At 69.5% G+C, this 17861-nt stretch carries 15 protein-coding genes and 2 tRNA genes; 11 read left to right on the top strand and 6 right to left on the bottom strand.

All coding sequences use genetic code 11. The annotated features are described in order from the left end of the window. Positions 1-42 precede the first annotated feature (42 nt). Both ACFWY9_RS23275 and ACFWY9_RS23280 read left to right on the top strand, forming a co-directional pair. On the top strand, positions 43-2184 hold the full coding sequence (locus ACFWY9_RS23275) for a caspase family protein (RefSeq protein WP_378323516.1): 2142 nt from the start codon (positions 43-45) through the stop codon (positions 2182-2184). A gap of 116 nt (positions 2185-2300) precedes the next feature. Beyond that, positions 2301-2918: a hypothetical protein gene (locus tag ACFWY9_RS23280; protein ID WP_378339903.1), complete on the top strand. Its 618-nt coding sequence runs from the start codon at positions 2301-2303 to the stop codon at positions 2916-2918. 28 nt (positions 2919-2946) lie between these two features. Here the strand turns inward: ACFWY9_RS23280 and ACFWY9_RS23285 are convergent, their stop codons facing one another. Both ACFWY9_RS23285 and ACFWY9_RS23290 read right to left on the bottom strand, forming a co-directional pair. Further along, positions 2947-4128: an RNA polymerase sigma factor gene (locus ACFWY9_RS23285; protein WP_378339910.1), complete on the bottom strand. Its 1182-nt coding sequence runs from the start codon at positions 4126-4128 to the stop codon at positions 2947-2949. An 8-nt stretch (positions 4129-4136) separates the two neighbouring features. Further along, on the bottom strand, positions 4137-4547 hold the full coding sequence (locus ACFWY9_RS23290) for a YciI family protein (protein WP_378323514.1): 411 nt from the start codon (positions 4545-4547) through the stop codon (positions 4137-4139). Between the two features lie 167 nt (positions 4548-4714). On the opposite strand from ACFWY9_RS23290, the gene ACFWY9_RS23295 reads away from it, so the two are divergent. Beyond that, positions 4715-5956: an MFS transporter gene (locus ACFWY9_RS23295; protein ID WP_378339904.1), complete on the top strand. Its 1242-nt coding sequence runs from the start codon at positions 4715-4717 to the stop codon at positions 5954-5956. Here ACFWY9_RS23295 and ACFWY9_RS23300 read toward each other — a convergent pair. Further along, entirely contained in the window at positions 5953-6096 is a 144-nt protein-coding gene (locus ACFWY9_RS23300; RefSeq protein ID WP_378323511.1) for a hypothetical protein, read from the bottom strand. The two genes, ACFWY9_RS23295 and ACFWY9_RS23300, sit on opposite strands and share 4 nt — an antisense overlap. 130 nt (positions 6097-6226) lie before the next feature. Here ACFWY9_RS23300 and ACFWY9_RS23305 point away from each other — a divergent pair, with 130 nt between their 5' ends. After that, entirely contained in the window at positions 6227-7504 is a 1278-nt protein-coding gene (locus ACFWY9_RS23305; protein WP_378339905.1) for a GGDEF domain-containing protein, read from the top strand. A 380-nt stretch (positions 7505-7884) separates the two neighbouring features. Next, positions 7885-8739 (top strand): class I SAM-dependent methyltransferase, encoded by an 855-nt coding sequence (locus ACFWY9_RS23310; protein WP_378323508.1) that lies wholly within the window; start codon positions 7885-7887, stop codon positions 8737-8739. Between the two features lie 73 nt (positions 8740-8812). On the opposite strand, the gene lon is transcribed toward ACFWY9_RS23310, so the two are convergent. The 3 genes from lon to ACFWY9_RS23325 all read right to left on the bottom strand — a co-directional run bounded on the left by lon (position 8813) and on the right by ACFWY9_RS23325 (position 13353). Further along, positions 8813-11215, bottom strand: a complete 2403-nt coding sequence (lon, locus tag ACFWY9_RS23315; protein ID WP_378323507.1) for an endopeptidase La — start codon at positions 11213-11215, stop codon at positions 8813-8815. Between the two features lie 266 nt (positions 11216-11481). After that, positions 11482-12336, bottom strand: coding sequence for an SAM-dependent methyltransferase (locus ACFWY9_RS23320; RefSeq protein ID WP_378323506.1), 855 nt, complete (start codon positions 12334-12336; stop codon positions 11482-11484). Between the two features lie 78 nt (positions 12337-12414). Beyond that, positions 12415-13353, bottom strand: coding sequence for a GNAT family N-acetyltransferase (locus tag ACFWY9_RS23325; protein ID WP_378339906.1), 939 nt, complete (start codon positions 13351-13353; stop codon positions 12415-12417). Between the two features lie 250 nt (positions 13354-13603). Between ACFWY9_RS23325 and ACFWY9_RS23330 the strand changes: the two genes are divergently transcribed. The 6 genes from ACFWY9_RS23330 (at position 13604) to ACFWY9_RS23355 (ending at position 17750) form a co-directional block, all read left to right on the top strand. Beyond that, a complete protein-coding gene (locus tag ACFWY9_RS23330; protein ID WP_378323504.1) occupies positions 13604-16246 on the top strand; it encodes a putative bifunctional diguanylate cyclase/phosphodiesterase in 2643 nt (880 codons plus the stop codon). 80 nt (positions 16247-16326) lie between these two features. Further along, positions 16327-16399 (top strand) — tRNA-Thr (locus tag ACFWY9_RS23335). A 126-nt stretch (positions 16400-16525) separates the two neighbouring features. Continuing rightward, a tRNA-Met gene (locus ACFWY9_RS23340) sits at positions 16526-16598 on the top strand. Positions 16599-16647: 49 nt separating this feature from the next. Further along, on the top strand, positions 16648-16812 hold the full coding sequence (gene rpmG / locus ACFWY9_RS23345; protein WP_005152047.1) for a 50S ribosomal protein L33: 165 nt from the start codon (positions 16648-16650) through the stop codon (positions 16810-16812). 90 nt (positions 16813-16902) lie between these two features. Continuing rightward, on the top strand, positions 16903-17352 hold the full coding sequence (locus ACFWY9_RS23350; RefSeq protein WP_378323503.1) for a MaoC family dehydratase N-terminal domain-containing protein: 450 nt from the start codon (positions 16903-16905) through the stop codon (positions 17350-17352). Further along, the gene (locus ACFWY9_RS23355) at positions 17349-17750 is read left to right on the top strand and encodes a MaoC family dehydratase (protein ID WP_378339907.1); all 402 of its coding nucleotides are present in this window, start codon (positions 17349-17351) and stop codon (positions 17748-17750) included. Before ACFWY9_RS23350 ends, ACFWY9_RS23355 begins: the two co-directional genes overlap by 4 nt. Positions 17751-17861 lie beyond the last annotated feature (111 nt).

The following is a 17861-nucleotide window of genomic DNA, read 5'->3' on the forward strand; positions in this document are numbered from 1 at the left end:
CCGTAGCCTTCCCCACCATCCCTTCCCTCATCAGGAGGAACAGTGCCGAACGCTTTGGTGATCGGCATCGACCGATACGCCGCGAAGCGGATCCCCGCGCTCAAGTGCGCTGTCAACGATGCCGAGGTGATGTCCCGGCGACTCGTGGACGCGGGATTCGAAGTCGTGACGTTGACCGATGACGCCGCCACCCGCAAGGACATCTCCTGGCAACTCGAAGTCGGCCTCAATGACAGGGTGCCGGACGAGGACGACCCGGTCCTGATCTACTGGGCCGGGCACGGCATGTCCGACCTGCGCGAGAACGCCGACAGCGACGAGGGATGGTCGACCTTTCTCCTCCCGTTCGACGCCGACATCGACCAGCCGCTGGCCTCCGCCTTCCCGGTCCAGAACGTGTGGGCCTTGTTGAACAGGCTCAGGACCCGCCGGCTGCTCGTCATGCTCGACACCTGCTTCAGCGGAGCCTTCGCCGAGGATGACCGTCGTGGTTTTTCTCTGGGCGGGAGAGGCGGATCCGCGCGCATGACGGACGATTTCCTGCGGATGGAAGGCCACGGCCGTGTGGTCATTTCGGCATGCGGCCCGAACGAAGTCGCCCGCGAGAACTCCAGGAACGGCCACGGCAACTTCACTCGGTCGGTCCTCTCGGTGATGGAGCGCGGCGTGGATCTCCGGAACCGTCAGGTCAAGATCACCACTTTGATGGCCGACATCCGGGAGGAGGTCCAACGGGAGACCAGGGGCGCGCAGACACCGTTCTTGCATGTCGCGAGCCGGGGCGCGGACTGGAGCGTGCCGCTTCCGCCTCGGGCGCCTTACCAGTCACCAGTGCCGAGCTGGGCGTTCGTCGGAACTTCCGGCGGGGTCGGAAAGACAACCTTGGCGATGATGACGGCGGAACTGCTCGCCGAATCCGGCAACACCGTGCTCTACCTCGACGCCGATATCGCTCACCACGGTGGCACCAGCGAATGGTGTCAGCGAGCGAAGATCGATCTCGGAGCGACTCGCACTTTCGCCGATCACGTGGCCATGTTCTCGCGCGCGAAGACGAGCACCCGGGTCGGCCAGCTCAACGACAGGCTGCTGGACGTCACTCCGGACTATTTGCGCAGACACGGCTGCGGCACGATCCATCTGCTCCCCGCGGCGCGGGCCGGTGACCGGCTGTTCGCTTTCGATCTCGTGGCCGAGATCAAGGACCGCCGCTCGAACGAGACCTGCCGCCGGATCCTCGACGCCGCTCTGGATCGCGGTGTCCGGCAAGGAGCGACCTGCGTCGTCATCGACTGCGGGGCCCAGTTCGACCCGCTCGCGGTGAACGCGCTCACCGCGGCCCATCACCCGTTCATTGTCGCCGCGTCACGCGCCGGAGCCAGGGACCAGCGGGAAACCATCCTGAGCAACTGCGCCCAAACTGTCGACGAGTTCAATCGTATGCGCGTCGAAACCGTCGTCAACCGGGCCCCGAGCAGGGAAGCCCTGGTGCAGCACTGGGGAGAGCCAGGCTATGGCCGGGGCAACTATTACCACTGGCTGCCCTTCGATCGCGCGCTCTTCCAGGACTGGGAGGAAGGACGCCCGAACTTCGAACTCGGTTACGACGAGTTGAGTCATTCCTGGCACGAGATCCTGGTGGCGTCCGACCGAAACAGCTGCGACGGTCTGCACCGGAACCTGCTGCCCAGCGAATGGGACCGATTCAGTAAGTGGGCGCTCTGGATCATCAACAACCCAGGCTGGGCGGAAACGGAACGGAACGCACTGAGCAGGATGCTGCGGCGGTCTTACCTGCTCATTGCGGGCTATTTCGTGGGCCTGGGGGTCAGTCTTACCAGTATGCTTCTTCATATCTTCGCCGAGGACCCGGCGAAGGATCACTCGTTTCTCCCGCAATGGCTGGCGATCACCCTCGTCGCCCTGATCGGGTTTGTTCTGCTCAGCAACATCGTCGGTGGGATCCTCCTCCGCCGTCGCCGCAAGGTGCTCCGGGAAGTGATCAAGTACAGCGTCTCGACGGAGGAGCTCAAGAGATGGTTCTCCATTCCGCGCAGTGAGGGGGCGTGGTGGAAGGTCTGGAAAGCCAGCCGCCGCGCGGCCATCGAATGGCTGCACAAACGCGTGGTGGCCGCGCGGGAGGCGCAGTTGCCGTCCGGCGAGATCCGTGAGGCACGTACGTGACTGGCCTCGGATTCTCCTGCTCGTACACCAGACTGCGGGATGTGGCGGGCGAGTCGCCGTGCGGGCGGCCCGCGACTCGGCGTACGAAGGGCGAGCCGAAATGCATGGGTCACTGGGTGACCGAGCAGCTGATGAGCATTCTCGGCCGCACCGAATACGCGCGGAAGGTCTGGTGGTTCGCGAGCGTTCTGCTGGTCGTATACAGCCTGATGGGCGCTTGGGCATGGTCGCAGTCATACAGTAACTACATCTACGTGACCTGGGCGCTGACGATTTTCAGTATCGGGCTGCTTGTCACGACCGCGCGGGAACATCCGTTCGGCGGATGGCTGGCTCTGGTGTCCGCTCCGGTCATCGGCTTCGCACTCATGGAGAACGGCGTGACCCTGCTGCGAGTTTACCTCTTCGCGGCGGGCACGCCGCCCAACGGAGGTTCCCGGTTGGGGGAGAACCTCGGGGGTTTCGTCGATCTGAGCACAGGGGTGATCTTCTTCAGCTCGTTCGTGGGATTCCTGTTTTGGTATCGGTACGACAGCCGCAGGGAGCTGAGGGCCTGGACCTTCCTCAATCCCCTCCTGGCGATCCTCGCACTTCCCTGCATCGTGGCGGTGACCATCATGACGCACTGGGCTTATCTCGGCCTCCGCCCGTGGTTCCTCGTGGTCTACCCGGCCGCCTACATTGCCCGTGGCCCGGAACAGCTCAAGCGATTGGCCAAGCTCCTTCGGGTCTGACGTGGCGAATGTCGAGCGGCGAGGGGCGTCAGTGATGCGGGTGGATGTTGAGGCGGGCCGCCTGACGCGTCAGGTAGTCGCGCTCGGCGAGGTTGGGGGCTTTCTCGGCTGCCTCGGCATACAGCCGTGCGGCGGTCGCCAGGTCGCCGTCGCGTTCGTGGAGGTACGCCGCGACCGCGGTGTGGCGGGGGAGGGAGTCGTCCAGTTTCGCGAGCGCCGCCAGCCCGGCGCGCGGTCCGTCGGCCTCGCCGACGGCCACCGCGCGGTTGAGCCGGACGACCGGGCTGTCGGTCAGGCGCGCGAGTTCGTCGTACCACTCGACGATCTGCACCCAGTCGGTCTCCCCGGCCGTGGGCGCGTCGGCGTGAAGTGCCGCGATGGCGGCCTGTGCCTGGAATTCGCCCAGCCGGTCGAGGGCCAGCGCCGCCTGCAGGATCTCGACGCCCTCGGCGATCGACGCGGTGTCCCACCGGCTGCGGTCCTGTTCGGCGAGCGGCACCAGGCTGCCGTCGGGCGCGGTCCGGCTGGCGCGCCGGGCGTGGTGGAGCAGCATGAGGGCGAGCAGTCCCGCCACTTCGGGATGGGGGACGGCAGCCGGCGGGGTGGGTAAGCGCAGGTCGACTACGGCGGCGAGCTGCCGGGTGAGCCGGATGGCCTCGGCCGCGAGGTCGACGTCACCGGAGTAGCCCTCGTTGAAGACCAGATAGAGGACGCGCAGCACGGTGGCGACGTCGCCGGGCTGGTCGAACCGCACGCCGGAGACGGTGCGCTTGGCCCGGCTGATGCGCTGCGCCATGGTCGACTCGGGCACCAGATAGGCCTGGGCGATCTGGCGGGTGGTCAGCCCGCCGACCGCGCGGAGCGTGAGAGCGACCGCGGACGACGGTGTCAGCGACGGATGGGCGCACAGGAAGTACAACTGCAGCGTGTCGTCCACGGCCGAAGCCGGTCCGGGTGCGGGCTCCTCCTCGACGACGTCCTCGCGGCGGCGGCGCGCGGTGTCCGCCCGGGTCGTGTCGAGGAACTTGCGCCAGGCCACGGTGACCAGCCAGCCCTTCGGGTTGGCCGGAACACCGTCGGCTGGCCAGGCGCGGACCGCCTCGACCAGGGCATCCTGCACGGCATCCTCCGCCGCCGCGAAGCCGGCTCCGCGGCGGCAGAGGATCCCGAGGACGCTCGGCGTGAGGCTGCGGAGCAGCGCCTCGTCCATTCGGTCGGTCACTCCGTGATGCAATCGGCATGCTCGGTCATGAACGGACGCAGCTCGAGCCACTCGTGGATCGGCTTCCCGCCCGCACCCGGGGCGGCCGACAGCTCCCCGGCCAGCTCGACGGCGCGTTCGTAGCTGTCGACGTCGATGATCATCCAGCCGGCGATGAGATCCTTGGTCTCGGCGAACGGACCGTCGGTGACCGGCGAGCGTCCCTCGCCGTCGTAGCGGACCCACGTGCCCTCGGGGACGAGCGCCTGGCTGTCGACGAACTCGCCGGTCTTTTCGATCTTGGCCGCGAAGTCCCGCATGTACTGCATGTGCGCCGAGATCTCCTCCGGCGTCCACTTCTCCATGGGCACGTCGTTGGCCGGGGCCGGGGCGCCGCGGTAGTGCTTGAGCAGCAGGTACTTCGCCATCGTCGTTCTCCTCGGTGCTGGTGTGGCCCATTGTGGCCACATTCACCGCTGTGACGGAGCCGTTCCCGGGTTCTCGACATCGCCGCCCGAGATTTTTTTCCGAAGTTCCGCGGAAGAGGTCTTCCCGGATTGGTTGCTCACAGTGTCCGGATGGTGACACTGGTGGCATGGTCAAATCGGGGAGGGTGTTCGCCAGGGCCGAATTCCGCGCGCTGTTCCTGGCGGTGGTGGTCTCCGTCGCGGGGGACCAGGTCGCCAGGGTCGGGCTCAGCGTGCTGGTGTTCGAGCGCACTCGCAGCGCCGGGTGGACCGCGGCGGCCTATGCGCTGACGTACGCGCCGAACGTGCTGGCCGGGCCGTTGCTGTCCGGGCTCGCCGATCGGTGGCCGCGACGCGCGGTGCTGGTCGGCGCCGATCTGCTGCGGGCGGGGCTGCTCGGGGTGATGGCGATACCGGGGCTGCCGCTCCTCGTGGTCGCGTCGCTGCTGGTGGCGGTGCAGGCGGCGGGCGCGCCCGGCAACGCCGCGCGGGCCGCGACGCTGGCGGCGGTGCTGCCTGCCGAGGACGACTACGTGCTCGGCAAGGGGGTCATCGACGTCGTGGTGCAGCTCGCGCAGGTCGCCGGGTTCGCCACCGGCGGCACGCTGACCGCGGCGTTCGGGCCGTCGCAGGCGTTGCTGGCCGACGCCGCGTCGTTCCTGCTGTCCGCCGTCGTGCTTCGCGCGGGGCTACGCGCTCGGCCCGCACCCACGGAGCGGTCCGATGCCGCGCCGCGCCGGTGGTGGGCCGATCTGACCGCGGGGGCGCGATTGGTGGCCGAGACCCCCCGGCTGCGCGCGCTCATCGGGCTCGCGTGCGTCGCCGGCCTCTACATCACGGTGGAGGGCCTGGCCGCCCCGTACGTCGCGCAGGTCGGCGGCACGGCGCAGGCGGTCGGGGTGCTGCTGGCGGCAAGTCCCGCCGGAGCGGTGGTGGGCATGCTGATCGTGCGGCGCCTCCCTTCTCCGTTGCGACCACGGCTGTTGACGCCGCTGGCGATCGCGGCCTGCGCGCCGCTCGTGATCTGCGCGGCCGAACCGGGGCTGGTGGTGACCGCGCTGCTGTGGGCGGTGTCGGGCCTGGCCAGCGCCTACCACCTCCCGGCGTCGGCGGCGTTCGTGCGTGCGGTGCCCGACGCGCGGCGCGGCCAGGCGTACGGACTGGCCGCGACCGCGTTGCAGACCAGCCAGGGACTCGGCATCGCGCTCGCCGGCCTGGCCGCGACTCAGCTGCCCGCCTCGGCCGTCGTCGCGGTGTGCGGCGGGCTGGGCGTGATCGCGGCCGCCGCGGCGGGTGGGGCGTGGGACCGTGCTCGCCGCGCCCCACTGTCCGGTTCGCTGTTCGGCAGGCCCGAGAGCGAGTCGGCCTAGCGGCTCCACTCGTTCCCGCGACGGTCCCACTCGTTGCCGGGGCCCCACTCGTTGCCCTGGAACCGGGTCCACTCGTTCCCGTGCAGCCGGGTCCACTCGTTGCCGCGCGGGGTCTGGTTCGCGAGGAACGTCGTGTTCATGAGGATCACTGCCTTCCGGAGGGTTCGTGCATTGGAGGGTTTCGTAGTCGACGCTATCGACAGCCGGTGACGATGCGGTTACCGTGAATGCTCCTTCGTCGCTCACCGCAACCGGGGGATGGGATACAGCGTGAAGGCGGATCGGGACGGACACAGATCGGGCCCTGGCGGATGGCAGCTCTGGTCGCTGCCGGGGAAGGCGCTCGCGCTGATCCTGGTCGTCGACCTGGCTGCCGTCGGCATCGCCGTGGGCACGGCGAACTCGCTCGCGGCCGGCGGTACGCACTGGTGGTGGTTCGCGGCCCTGGTCTGCGGTTCGGTGGCGCATCTGGAGGTCGCCAGGAGCATCGAACGCCGCCGCGAGCAGTCCAGCAAGGGTGTGCCGTACACGAACCTGAAGTCGCTCTGGGTGTTCGCGGCCGTGTTGCTGGTGCCACTGCCGCTGGTCATCGCGCTGACCGTCATTTCCTACGGCTACTGCTGGGCGCGCGTATACGGGCCGTCGGTTGCGCATCGCAAGGCCTACTCGGCCGCCACGTTCGTGCTCGCCTCGGCCGCCGCGAGTGCCGTGCTGCACGCCGGGGGCCTCGACCAGGTGCCGCGGTTGCCGAAGAGCGCGTGGTCGCTGCTGGTCATCGCCGCGGCCGCCGCCGTCTGGTGGCTGGTCAACTACGCGCTCGTGGTGTTCGCGATCGTACTGTCCACTTCGGACACCTCCGTCCGGCAGGCACTGGGCGACCCCGCCGATCAGCTGGTGGTCGCCGCGGCCCTCGGCCTCGGCGTCACCGTCGCGGCCCTGCTGGTGACAGTGCCGTGGGCGCTGCCCGCGCCGATGGTGGCAGTGCTGGCCGTCCACCGGGACCTGCTGCTGCCGCAGTACCTGCGTGCCGCCCGCACGGACGCGAAGACCGGGCTGGCCGCGCCGACCTTCTGGACGGACGTCGTCAACGCCGAACTCGACCGGGCCCGGCTCGCGGGCACCACCGTCGGGGTGATCTTCCTCGACCTGGACCGGTTCAAGCAGATCAACGACACCCACGGTCATCCCGCCGGTGACGAGGCGATCCGGGCGGTGGCCGACACCGTGCGCGGTGAGGTCCGCGGCGCTGACCTGGTCTCGCGCTGGGGCGGGGACGAGCTGGCGATCGTGTTGCCCGGTATCGGGCACCACCAGTTGCACGCCGTCGCGGAGCGGATCCGCCTCCGGCTCGCGCGGACGCCGATCACGCTCACCCGCACCAAGTCCGGGGTGACGCAGATCCTTCCCGGGGTGACCACTTCCATGGGGCTGGCGTCCTTCCCCGGCAACGGCGTCGACGCCGACCAGTTGGTCCTCGCCGCCGACCACGCGCTTCTCGACGCGAAGCGCAACGGCCGCAACCAGTCCGTCTTCGCGACCAGTATTTAGATCCACCGATCCGTTTCAAAGGGACTTCTCGCCGGGATGATGGTGAATTTCACCGATTTGCCTGCCATATTTCCCCGGCTTGTGTCAGGCTGTTCAGATCAATTTCCGATTTGTCTTCGATGGGTCGGTTTTCAGTGTGCGATTTGCCGTACCGGGCTGGCAAACACGCTGTTCATGCTGTGAGTCATTGAGTGACGGCAGCGGGTTCGGGCTACTCGGATCGGCGATTCGGGCCACCTTTGTCTCCACCTTTCGGGTGTCACCGAAATTGGCCGTTGATAGTGCGGTCGAGTCCGTAACACCCGCATTGGTCGACTCGACAGCATCGAAGCCCGTGCATCTCACGGGCGGCTCACGGCTGAATTCCCATGGAGGTGCGTATGTCATTTTCCGGGACGAAACAGCAGACCAGCCAGGGGCAGGCGAGGGAAGCCCTGGTCAAAGTGCAGTACGAGGACGCGACCGCGGCGGCGAACTACGCGGCGTCGTTCGAGGGATGGGGCCCCGTCGCCCGCTATCACTGGTCGCGGCGGCACATCGTCGGGGAGGCCCTGAAGAACTGCCCCGGTGGGGCCCTGCTCGACATCGGGTGCGGCCCCGGTGCGCAGGTCCGGTACCTGCTCGACGAGCGGCCGGGAGATTTTCGCATCACGGCGTGCGACCAGTCGTTCGCGATGATCGAGGCCACCGCCGAACGCGTCGGCCCGGCGGGCGGCGTCCGGCTTTCGGTGGCGGACATCGAGGACATGCCGTTCGGCGACGACAGTTTCGACGTGGTCCTCGCGATGGGGGTGCTCGAGTATGTCGACGCGGGCAACGCGTTGCGGGAGGTCGCGCGGGTACTGCGGCCGGGCGGGCTCCTCGTCGCGACGATGCTCAACCCGCTGAGTCCGTACCGGCTGTTCGAGTGGGGCGTGTTCTGGCCTGCCCGGCGGGTGGCGGGTTTCGTCGAGCGATGGTGCGGTGTCCCGCCGCATCGTCGGCACGCCGCCCGGAGGACGGGGATCCACGCCGTCCGCCCGGCCCGGCTGCGGAAGTTGCTATGGCAGTCCGGACTGTCGCCGAAGGACGTCGCGTTCTACGACGTGACGGTGCTGGTGCCGCCGTTCGACCGCCTCGTGCGCCGGTGGGCGAGGGGGTGGCGGCACGCACCGGAGACCACGGTGAGCCGCGGCGCGCGGCGCTGGCTCGGCACGGCCTATCTGATGACCGCGCGGCAGTCCGTGCCGTCCTGAACGACGGGAGGCATCGTGCCGAAGGGGACTTTCAGTGCGTCCACGCACCGAAAGTCCCCTTCGGGTCAACCGGTTACGCCGCCTGGGGCAGCGGTGCCGACGCCGGGGCGAGCGCCAGGTCGAGCACCTCGCGGACGTTCGCCACCGCGTGCACGTCCAGCTCGGCGAGCACCTCGGCCGGTACGTCGTCGAGGTCCGGTTCGTTGCGCTGCGGGATGATCACGGTCTTCATCCCGGCCCGGTGCGCGGCGAGCAGTTTCTGCTTGACCCCGCCGATGGGCAGCACCCGCCCGGTCAGTGACACCTCGCCGGTCATCGCGACGTCCGCACGCACCACGCGGCCGGAGAGCAGCGAGGCCAGCGCCGTCGTCATCGTGATCCCGGCGCTCGGCCCGTCCTTCGGCACCGCGCCCGCGGGCACGTGGACGTGGATGCCGCGCTCCTTCAGATCGCCGACCGGCAGCTCCAGCTCCGCACCGTGCGAGCGCAGGTAGGACAGCGCGATCTGCACCGACTCCTTCATCACGTCGCCGAGCTGGCCGGTGAGCTGCAGCCCGGTCGCGCCGGACTCCGGATCCGCCAGCGACGCCTCGATGTAGAGCACGTCACCACCGGCGCCGGTCACCGCCAGACCTGTTGCCACACCGGGGGTGGCGGTCCGCTGGGTCGACGCGGGCAGCGAGGACTCCGGCAGGTGCCGTGGCCGGCCGAGGTAGGTCTCCAGGCCCTCGGCGTCCACCGTGACCGGCAGGGTGACCTCGTCGAGCGCGACCTTGGTGGTGATCTTGCGCAGCACCTTCGCGATCGTCCGGTTCGCGTTGCGCACGCCCGCCTCGCGGGTGTACTCGGCGGCGATCCGGCTGAACGCCTCGTCGGTGATGACTACGTCGCCCTCGCCCAGCCCGGCGCGTTCCAGCTCGCGGGGGAGCAGGTGGTCGCGGGCGATGGTCACCTTCTCGTGCTCGGTGTAGCCGTCGAGCGTGACCAGCTCCATGCGGTCCAGCAGCGGGCCGGGGATGGTCTCCAGCGCGTTCGCCGTCGCCAGGAACACCACATCCGACAGGTCCAGCTCGACCTCGAGGTAGTGGTCCCGGAACGTGTGATTCTGCTCCGGATCGAGCACTTCCAGCAGTGCGGCGGTCGGGTCGCCGCGGTAGTCGGCGCCGACCTTGTCGATCTCGTCGAGCAGCACGACCGGGTTCATCGAGCCCGCTTCCTTGATGGCGCGGACGATCCGGCCGGGCAGCGCGCCGACGTAGGTCCGCCGGTGCCCGCGGATCTCCGCCTCGTCGCGGATGCCGCCGAGCGCGACGCGGACGAACTCGCGGCCCATCGCCTTCGCCACCGATTCGCCCAGCGACGTCTTGCCGACGCCGGGAGGGCCCGCGAGCGCGAGCACCGCGCCGGAACGCCGGCCGCCGACCGGCCCGAGCCCCGACTCCGCGCGGCGCTTGCGCACGGCCAGGTACTCGATGATGCGTTCCTTGACGTCGTCGAGCCCCGCGTGGTCGGCGTCGAGGATCGCCCGCGCGCCCGCGATGTCGTGGACGTCGGTGGTGCGCTCGTTCCACGGCAGTTCCAGCACCGTGTCGAGCCAGGTCCGGATCCAGCCGCCCTCCGGCGACTGGTCCGAGGTCCGCTCCAGTTTGTCCACTTCGGACAGTGCGGCCTTCTTGACGTGCTCGGGCAGCTCGGCGGCCTCGACCCGGGCACGGTAGTCGTCGTCGGCCGCGGATCCGTCCAGCTCGCCCAGCTCCTTGCGGATCGCCTCGAGCTGGCGGCGCAGCAGGAACTCTTTCTGCTGCTTCTCCATGCCCTCCTGGACGTCCTTGCGGATCGTGTCCGTGACCTCCAGCTCGGCGAGGTACTCGCGGCTCCATTCGAGCGCCTTCTCCAGGCGCGTCGAGACGTCGAGCGTAGTGAGCAGCTCGAGCTTCTGTTCGGTCTTGAGGTACGGCGCGTTGCCGGACAGGTCGGCGACCGCGGAGGGCTCCTCGACCTGCTGGACGGCGTCGATCAGCTGCCAGCCGCCACGCTGTTGCAGCACGGAGATGACGACGGCCTTGTACTCGGTGGCGAGCTGGGCCGTGCGGTCGTCGGTGACCTCGGGGGCGTCGTCGGCGTGGACCCAGCGGGCGGCGCCCGGGCCGTCGGCGATGCGGCCGACGGCGGCGCGGTGGGTGCCGCGTAGCAGGACCGCGGCCTTGCCGCCGGGGACGCGGCCGACGCGTTCGACGGTCGCGACGGTGCCTACCTCGGCGTACTCGCCGTGGACGCGGGGGACGATCAGGACCTCGGCCTTCGCCGCCGCGGCGGAGCGGATGCCGGGGAAGGACGCCTGCGCCGGCGTCTTGGCCTGGGCGGACTCCACCGCGGCCCGGGTCTCGCTGTCGGTCAGGTCGAGCGGGACCACCATGCCCGGCAGCACGACGTCGTCGTCCAGCGGGAGCACGGGCAGGAGGCGGGTGTCGGTCATGTGCACTCCTCGGTTAGTTGAGTCTGCCTAGCTCAACTCTCCGATCGACCGGTTTGTTTCCACTGGAGCGTTCGCCCGCAGCGATCACCCCCGCCCACCCCAAACATCCGACCCCCTCCTAGCCCCCTGCCCGCCCCCGAGCGCGTTTAGCCCGCTAAACGCGCTCGCCGAGGGGGCACCCGAGTGCGTTTAGCCCGCTAAACGCGCTTGGTCGCGGGAGGGGGCGGGGTGGACATCGGAGGTGTGGAGGGGAAGGGAGGGGTGGGTCAGGCGGGCTTTTCGGCCACGCCGCACCACGCGAAGGGCCGCGCCTCGGCCTCGACGGCGTTCAGCTGACGGTCCGGCCGCCAGTCGGGAAGGTGCACGACGCCGGGCTCCAGCAGCGTCCAGTCCCCGAACAGCGCGACGATCTCGTCGCGGTCCCGCAGCCACATCGGGTTGCTCGTGTTCCGGTACTGCTCGACGAGCCAGCGCAGCCCGTCCAGTGCCTCGCCCGGCTCGCCGTCGCCCTCGCTCATGTGCGAGATCACCAGCCTGCTGCCCGGCGGCAGCGCGTCCCGGTACGTCCGCACGATCCCGGCGGGGTCGTCGTCCGGCCCGGCGAAATGCAGCACGGCCACCAGCATCAGGCAGACCGGCTGCGTGAAGTCGATCAGTTCCCGCGTCCGCGGGTCACGCAGGACCGTCTTCGGGGAGCGCATGTCGGCCTGGACGATCCCGGCCCAGTCGGTCGCGCCCTCCTCTTCCAGGATGACCGTCGCGTGTGCCACCGCCACCGGCTCGTAATCGACATAGACCACTTTCGCCGGCTCGTCGTCGGGCAGTTCGGCCGCGATCACCTCGTGCACGTTCCCGGCTGTCGGGACCCCCGAGCCGAGGTCGATGAACTGCCGGATCCCGCCGTCCAGCGCGCTGCGCACCGCCCGGTTCATGAACTCCCGGTTGTGCCGGGCACCCGGTTTGACGTACGGCCACTGCCGTTCCATCCGGCGCCCGAACTCGCGGTCGACGGCCCAGTTCTGGCTGCCCCCGAGATACCAGTCGTAGATCCGCGCCGCGGACGGCTTCTCGGTGTCGACGCCCTCCGGCGCGGTCGGCGCGGAATCCCCCTGCTCGGTCACTATCGGTCCCCTCGCTCGCGCGTTCCTGTGCTCAGCGTAGCGAGCGCGGGGCCTGCGAGAAGCCGCCACGCGCCGTAGTCACCGAACCGCCGGCCGCCGTTGCCAGTACGTCCACAGCGGGCGATAGCCCTGCGCGTACCAGAACGGCGTCGACCGCGGATTCGCCGCGGCGTGGTGCAGCAGCACGACGTCGGCGCCCTCCTCGTCGAGAACCTGGTGCGCGTGGGTCGCCAGCGCGGTGCCGACACCGGACGACCGCGCGGCCTCCGCGACCGCCAGCGACGACAGATAGCCGACGCGGGTAGCGGCGACGCGGCCGCTGATCCAGCCGGTCTCGCCGGGGTGCTGGACGTTCACCATGCCGAGCGGACGGCCGTACAACTCGGCGATCCACAACGGCGGCTCCGGCCGTTTCAGCTGTTCGGCGAGGTCCTTGGCCAGGATCTCCTCGACACCCGCGCGGAGGTTGACCGTGCCGAACTGGGCGTCGTAGGAATGCAGCTCCATCCCCAGCGCGACGGCGGTCTCGAGGTCGCCGGGCTCGGCACGGCGGATCTTGACGCCCGGCGTGCCGCGCGGGCCCGCCGGGGTCAGCCGCTCGGCGGGCCGCACCGCGATCACGCGCAGTGGCGCGAAGCCGTGGTGCAGCATCTCGCGCGCGCCCGCCGCGTCCCGGCTCGCACGGGGCACGATCGCCGCGGTCTCGGTGTCGCCCGGTTCGGCGACCGCGCGCAGATGTTCATCCCATCGGGTGAGCAGCGCGTCGAGCGCGTCCGCCGGGCGCGGGCCCGCCAGCTGGAGGTCGAGCCGGTGCTCGGTCAGCGCGCGCCAGGGCGCGTTCGGGGCGTCGCGGTCGACCTGGACGCGGGAAGCGAGGCCTGCCGCGGCGGAGTCACCGGCCCCGACGCCCAGCACCACGGCGTTTTCCGAGGTCTCGAAGGGAGTCGAACCGGGGAGCAGGGGATCCACCGCCGCGAGCCGTGTCGCGTGTTCGGAGGCAATCACGTCGCTGTGCATGGGGCACATTCAAGCGCTACCCGGGCGGATGTGCGTAGAGAACGACGCGAGTGGGCACCTCGTACGCGACCCCGGATGTTTCACTCCTTGGTCCACGCAGGTCAGTGCGGCTTGGTCATTGTTAACCCTGGGGTGATCTCCTAGTGTCTCGAAAGGGACACGGGTACGCCCTACGGGGTACGGTATGGCCCTTGTCCACACCTGACGTCACGGATGAACGACCGGTGGGGCAGCCGGGAAGGAAGGTCGGATGCCGGACAGCAACGCCCACGCCCCAGCCTCGGCACAGGCCAAAGCGGGCACGGGTGGAGCCGGGACGTCAGTGTCTTCCGTGTCCTCTTCCGAGGCCCGCACCGACGAACGCCGCTTCCGCGCCTACACCTTCGTCGTGCTCAGCCTCGGCCTCGTCGCGGCCTTCGCGGTCGGCGCGTGGCTACCGTTCAAGGGGAACGTCAACCTCTGGTGGATCGGCCTCGTCCTCACCGTCGCCTTCCTGCTCGCCGAGCAGCTCGGCATCAACGTCGACGTCCGGAGCGGCATCTCCTGGACCATTTCGTTCACTGAAATCCCGCTGGTAATCGGTTTCTTCATCGCTCCGTTCGAGGTCGTGCTCGCCGCGCACCTGGTCGCGGGCATCGGGACACTGCTCGCCCGCAAGGTCGCCGGGCGCGTCCTCTACAACGCGGGCGCGTTCCTGCTGGAGATCACCGGCGCCTTCGCGGTCGCGGGCCTGGTCAAGCAGGCGACCGGCTCGGTGGACATGACGTGGGTGGCCGCGCTCGCCGGGACACTGGCCGCGCCGCTGGTCAGCACGCTGCTCGCGCTCGCCGCGGTGCGGGTGCTGCGCCGCCGGATGCGGGTCAGCACCGCGATCCGGCTCACCGGGCGCATCCTCGTCGTCGGCTTCGTCAACGCCTCGGTCGGCCTCTCCGGTTACCTGGTCATCTCCAGCACGCCCAAGGCGTGGCCGCTGGTGCTCGCCGTCTTCCTCGGGCTGACCGCGCTGTACTGGGCTTATTCCGACCTGCTGCGCGAACAACGCGACATGGAAGCGCTGTCGGACGTCAGCCTGATGGTCGCCCGCTCCGGCCAGCAGGCCGCCGCTCGGCCCGCGAGCCGGGCGGACGAGCTCGTCGGCGGCGTCGACGTCCGCGAGTGGGCCACGATCGCCGAACGCATCAAGGACCAGCTCGCCGCCGGGCGGGTGGTGCTGCGGCTGCGGCTGGAACCCAAGGACGCCATGCGCGTGGTCGTCGCGGGTGACGACCTGCCACCGGTCGACCCGGCCGCCGACGATCCGCTGCTGCGCCTTCCCGGCGCGCACGTCCGGCACTTCCGGATCACCGAAGCGAACCCGGACGTCCGCGCCGCGCTGATCGACCGCGGCGCGCAGGAGGCGCTCGTCGTCCCGCTGCGCAGCGCGAACCAGCTCCTTGGCGTCGTCGAAGCGCACGACCGGCTCTCCCGCTGGCGTGGTTTCGGCAAGTACGACGTCCAGCTGCTGGGCACGATGGCGAGTCACCTCGCGACGTCGCTCGACAACCGCCGTCTGCTCGCGACACTGCGGCACGACGCGTACCACGACCCGCTCACCGGGCACCTCAACCGGCCGGGCTTCCGGCAGGTCGCGAAGGAACCGTTGCGGGAGTTCGCGAACGCCGTGGTGCTGCGTATCGACCTGGACGTCTTCTCGACGGTCAGCGACGCGCTCGGCTACGCGTGGGCCGACCGGATGGTGATCGCCGCCGGCCGCCGCATCCGTGACGCGCTCGGCCCGGACGTCCCGCTCGCGCGGCTGGAGGGCGCGTCCTTCGCGGCGCTGCTCGTCGGGTGCGCGCCCGAGAACGCCCACGCGGCGGCGGAACGGCTGCGTGCCGAGCTTTCCGCGCCGTACCCGGTGGACCGGCTCTCCGTCGAAGCGAACGCGATGATCGGGTACGCCACCACCTCGCCCGAGGACAACGGCGACGCCGTGGACATCGACGGGCTGCTCCAGCGTGCCGACGTCGCGGTCCGGGCCACGCGCGGCGGCGAGGAGGTCCGCGGCTACGTGCCGAGCATGGGCCAGATCTTCCTGCGGCGCTTCCAGCTGGTCACGCAGTTCCGCCAGTCGCTGGAGGACGGCCAGGTCACCGTGCACTACCAGCCCAAGATCACTCTGCCGAACCGTCAGGTGCAGGGCGTCGAGGCGCTGGTGCGCTGGGTGCACCCGGAGTTCGGCAGGCTCGGCCCGGACGAGTTCGTCCCGGCGATCGAGGCGGCCGGGCTCATCGGCGTGCTGACGTCGTTCGTGCTGGAGGCCTCGCTCAAGCGCGTCCGCAAGTGGCTCGACGAGGGCCTGCGGATCTCCGCCGCGGTGAACCTGTCGGTGCGCAACCTCGCCGACGAGGACTTCCCGGCCAAGGTCGCGCGTGAGCTGGAACGCTTCGACGTCCCGCCGGAGCTGCTGACGTTCGAGCTGACCGAGTCCGGGGTGATGTCGGACCCGCAGAAGGCGCTGCCGATCCTGCGCGAGCTGCACTCGCTGGGCATCGTGCTCGCGGTCGACGACTTCGGCACCGGGTACTCGTCGCTGGCCTACCTGCGGCAGCTCCCGGTCGACCAGGTCAAGATCGACAAGAGCTTCGTGCTCGGTATGGGCACCGACCTCGGCGACCTCGCCGTGGTGCGCTCGATCGTCGAACTCGGTCACTCGCTCGGGCTCACCGTCGTGGCCGAGGGCGTCGAGGAGGACGTCGCCCGCGACCAGCTCGAAGCGATGGGTTGTGACGTCGCGCAGGGCTACCTCATCTCGCGGCCGCTGCCGGAGGACCGCCTGGAGGCGTGGCTGCAGGCGCGGACGGCCCGCTCACCGGGGCGGCACTCGGAGACAGTGCTGACCCTGCTGACCTGAGGTTTTGTACTTTGGCCACCCCGGTTGCACAGAGGGGTGAACCCCCTTGCTAATCTTTCCAAGTCCTCGCGAGAGGCCAGGCCCCTTTAGCTCAGTCGGCAGAGCGTCTCCATGGTAAGGAGAAGGTCTACGGTTCGATTCCGTAAAGGGGCTCGCGAGTGGGCGGGCTATGCTTGCAGAAAGCGCAAGCGTAGCTCGCTTCGCGGTGTCCTCTGGGGGTCGGACCCCCAGACCCCCGCCAGGGGCAAGCCCCTGGACCCCGGGGGCGGGCGCAAGTAGGGCGGTGTAGCTCAGTTGGCAGAGCAAGCGGCTCATAATCGCTGTGTCGCCGGTTCAAGTCCGGCCACCGCTACGCGGTAATCCTGGGGTACGCCCCCAGACCTGAGAGAGAAGGAAACGCTGTGGCTGCCACCGACGTGCGACCCAAGATCACGCTGGCGTGCGAGGAGTGCAAGCACCGCAACTACATCACCAAGAAGAACCGGCGCAACAACCCGGATCGCCTGGAGATGAAGAAGTTCTGCCCGAACTGCGGTACGCACCGGACTCACAAAGAGACCCGCTGACGTCGAGCGGTTCCTCATCCAGCTTCGCCGAAGCCGTCCCGGACACCCCGGGGCGGCTTCGTCGTTCCCGGAGCCCGGTAGCCTCCTCGCGTGCCCTTGGATCAGTCGTTCAGCGGGCGGAGCTATCCGCCCGCCAGCAAGTATGAAGTGAGCCGGGAGAAAATCCGGGAGTTCGCCGACGCGATCGGCGACGAGAACCCGCTCTACCGGGACGCCGAAGCCGCGCGCGCCGCCGGCTATCCCGACGTCATCGCGCCGCCGACGTTCGTCACGATCATCAACCTCGCCGCGATCAACACCATCGTCACCGACCCCGAACTGGGGCTGGACTACTCGCGCATGGTCCACGGCAACCAGTCCTTCGGTCACACCCGCCCGATCCACGCGGGCGACGTGCTCGAGCTGACCACGCACATCGAGAAGATCATGGCGCGCGCGGGCAACGACTTCATCGACCTCCGCGCCGACATCACCGACGCCGGGGGCGCGCCGGTGTGCACCACGCGGGCCCAGCTCGTCGTGCGAGGGGAGGACGCGTGAACGTCGGAGACGAACTGCCCCCGCTGCGGGTGCGGGTCACCAGGGACCAACTCGTCCGCTACGCCGGTGCGTCGCTGGACTTCAACCCCATCCACTGGAACGAGAGCTTCGCGAAGAACGTCGGGCTCCCGGACGTCATCGCGCACGGCATGCTGACCATGGCGCTGGCGGGCCGGGTCGTCACCGACTGGCTCGGCGACCCCGGCCGCCTCGTCGATCTCAGCACCCGTTTCACCCGGCCCGTCGTGGTCCCCAACGACGAGCAGGGCGCGCTTGTCGAGTTCACCGGCAAGGTGGCCGCGATCTCGGACGACGGGATCGCCCGCATCGATCTGGTGGCCAGGTTCGACGGCCAGACCGTCCTCGGCAGGCCGCAGGCCAAGGTCCGCGCGAGCTGAAGGGGACGTTCGTCGCATAAGACGTGGGGTAGGGGGGGTGGGTCTCGAGACGCTGGTGGTTATGAGCGCCACAGAACGCGCCAGGGGGGGGGAGAGGAGCGCCCCCCCGGG

Source organism: Amycolatopsis sp. NPDC059027, assembly GCF_042739735.1.
Classification (GTDB): Bacteria; Actinomycetota; Actinomycetes; order Mycobacteriales; family Pseudonocardiaceae; genus Amycolatopsis.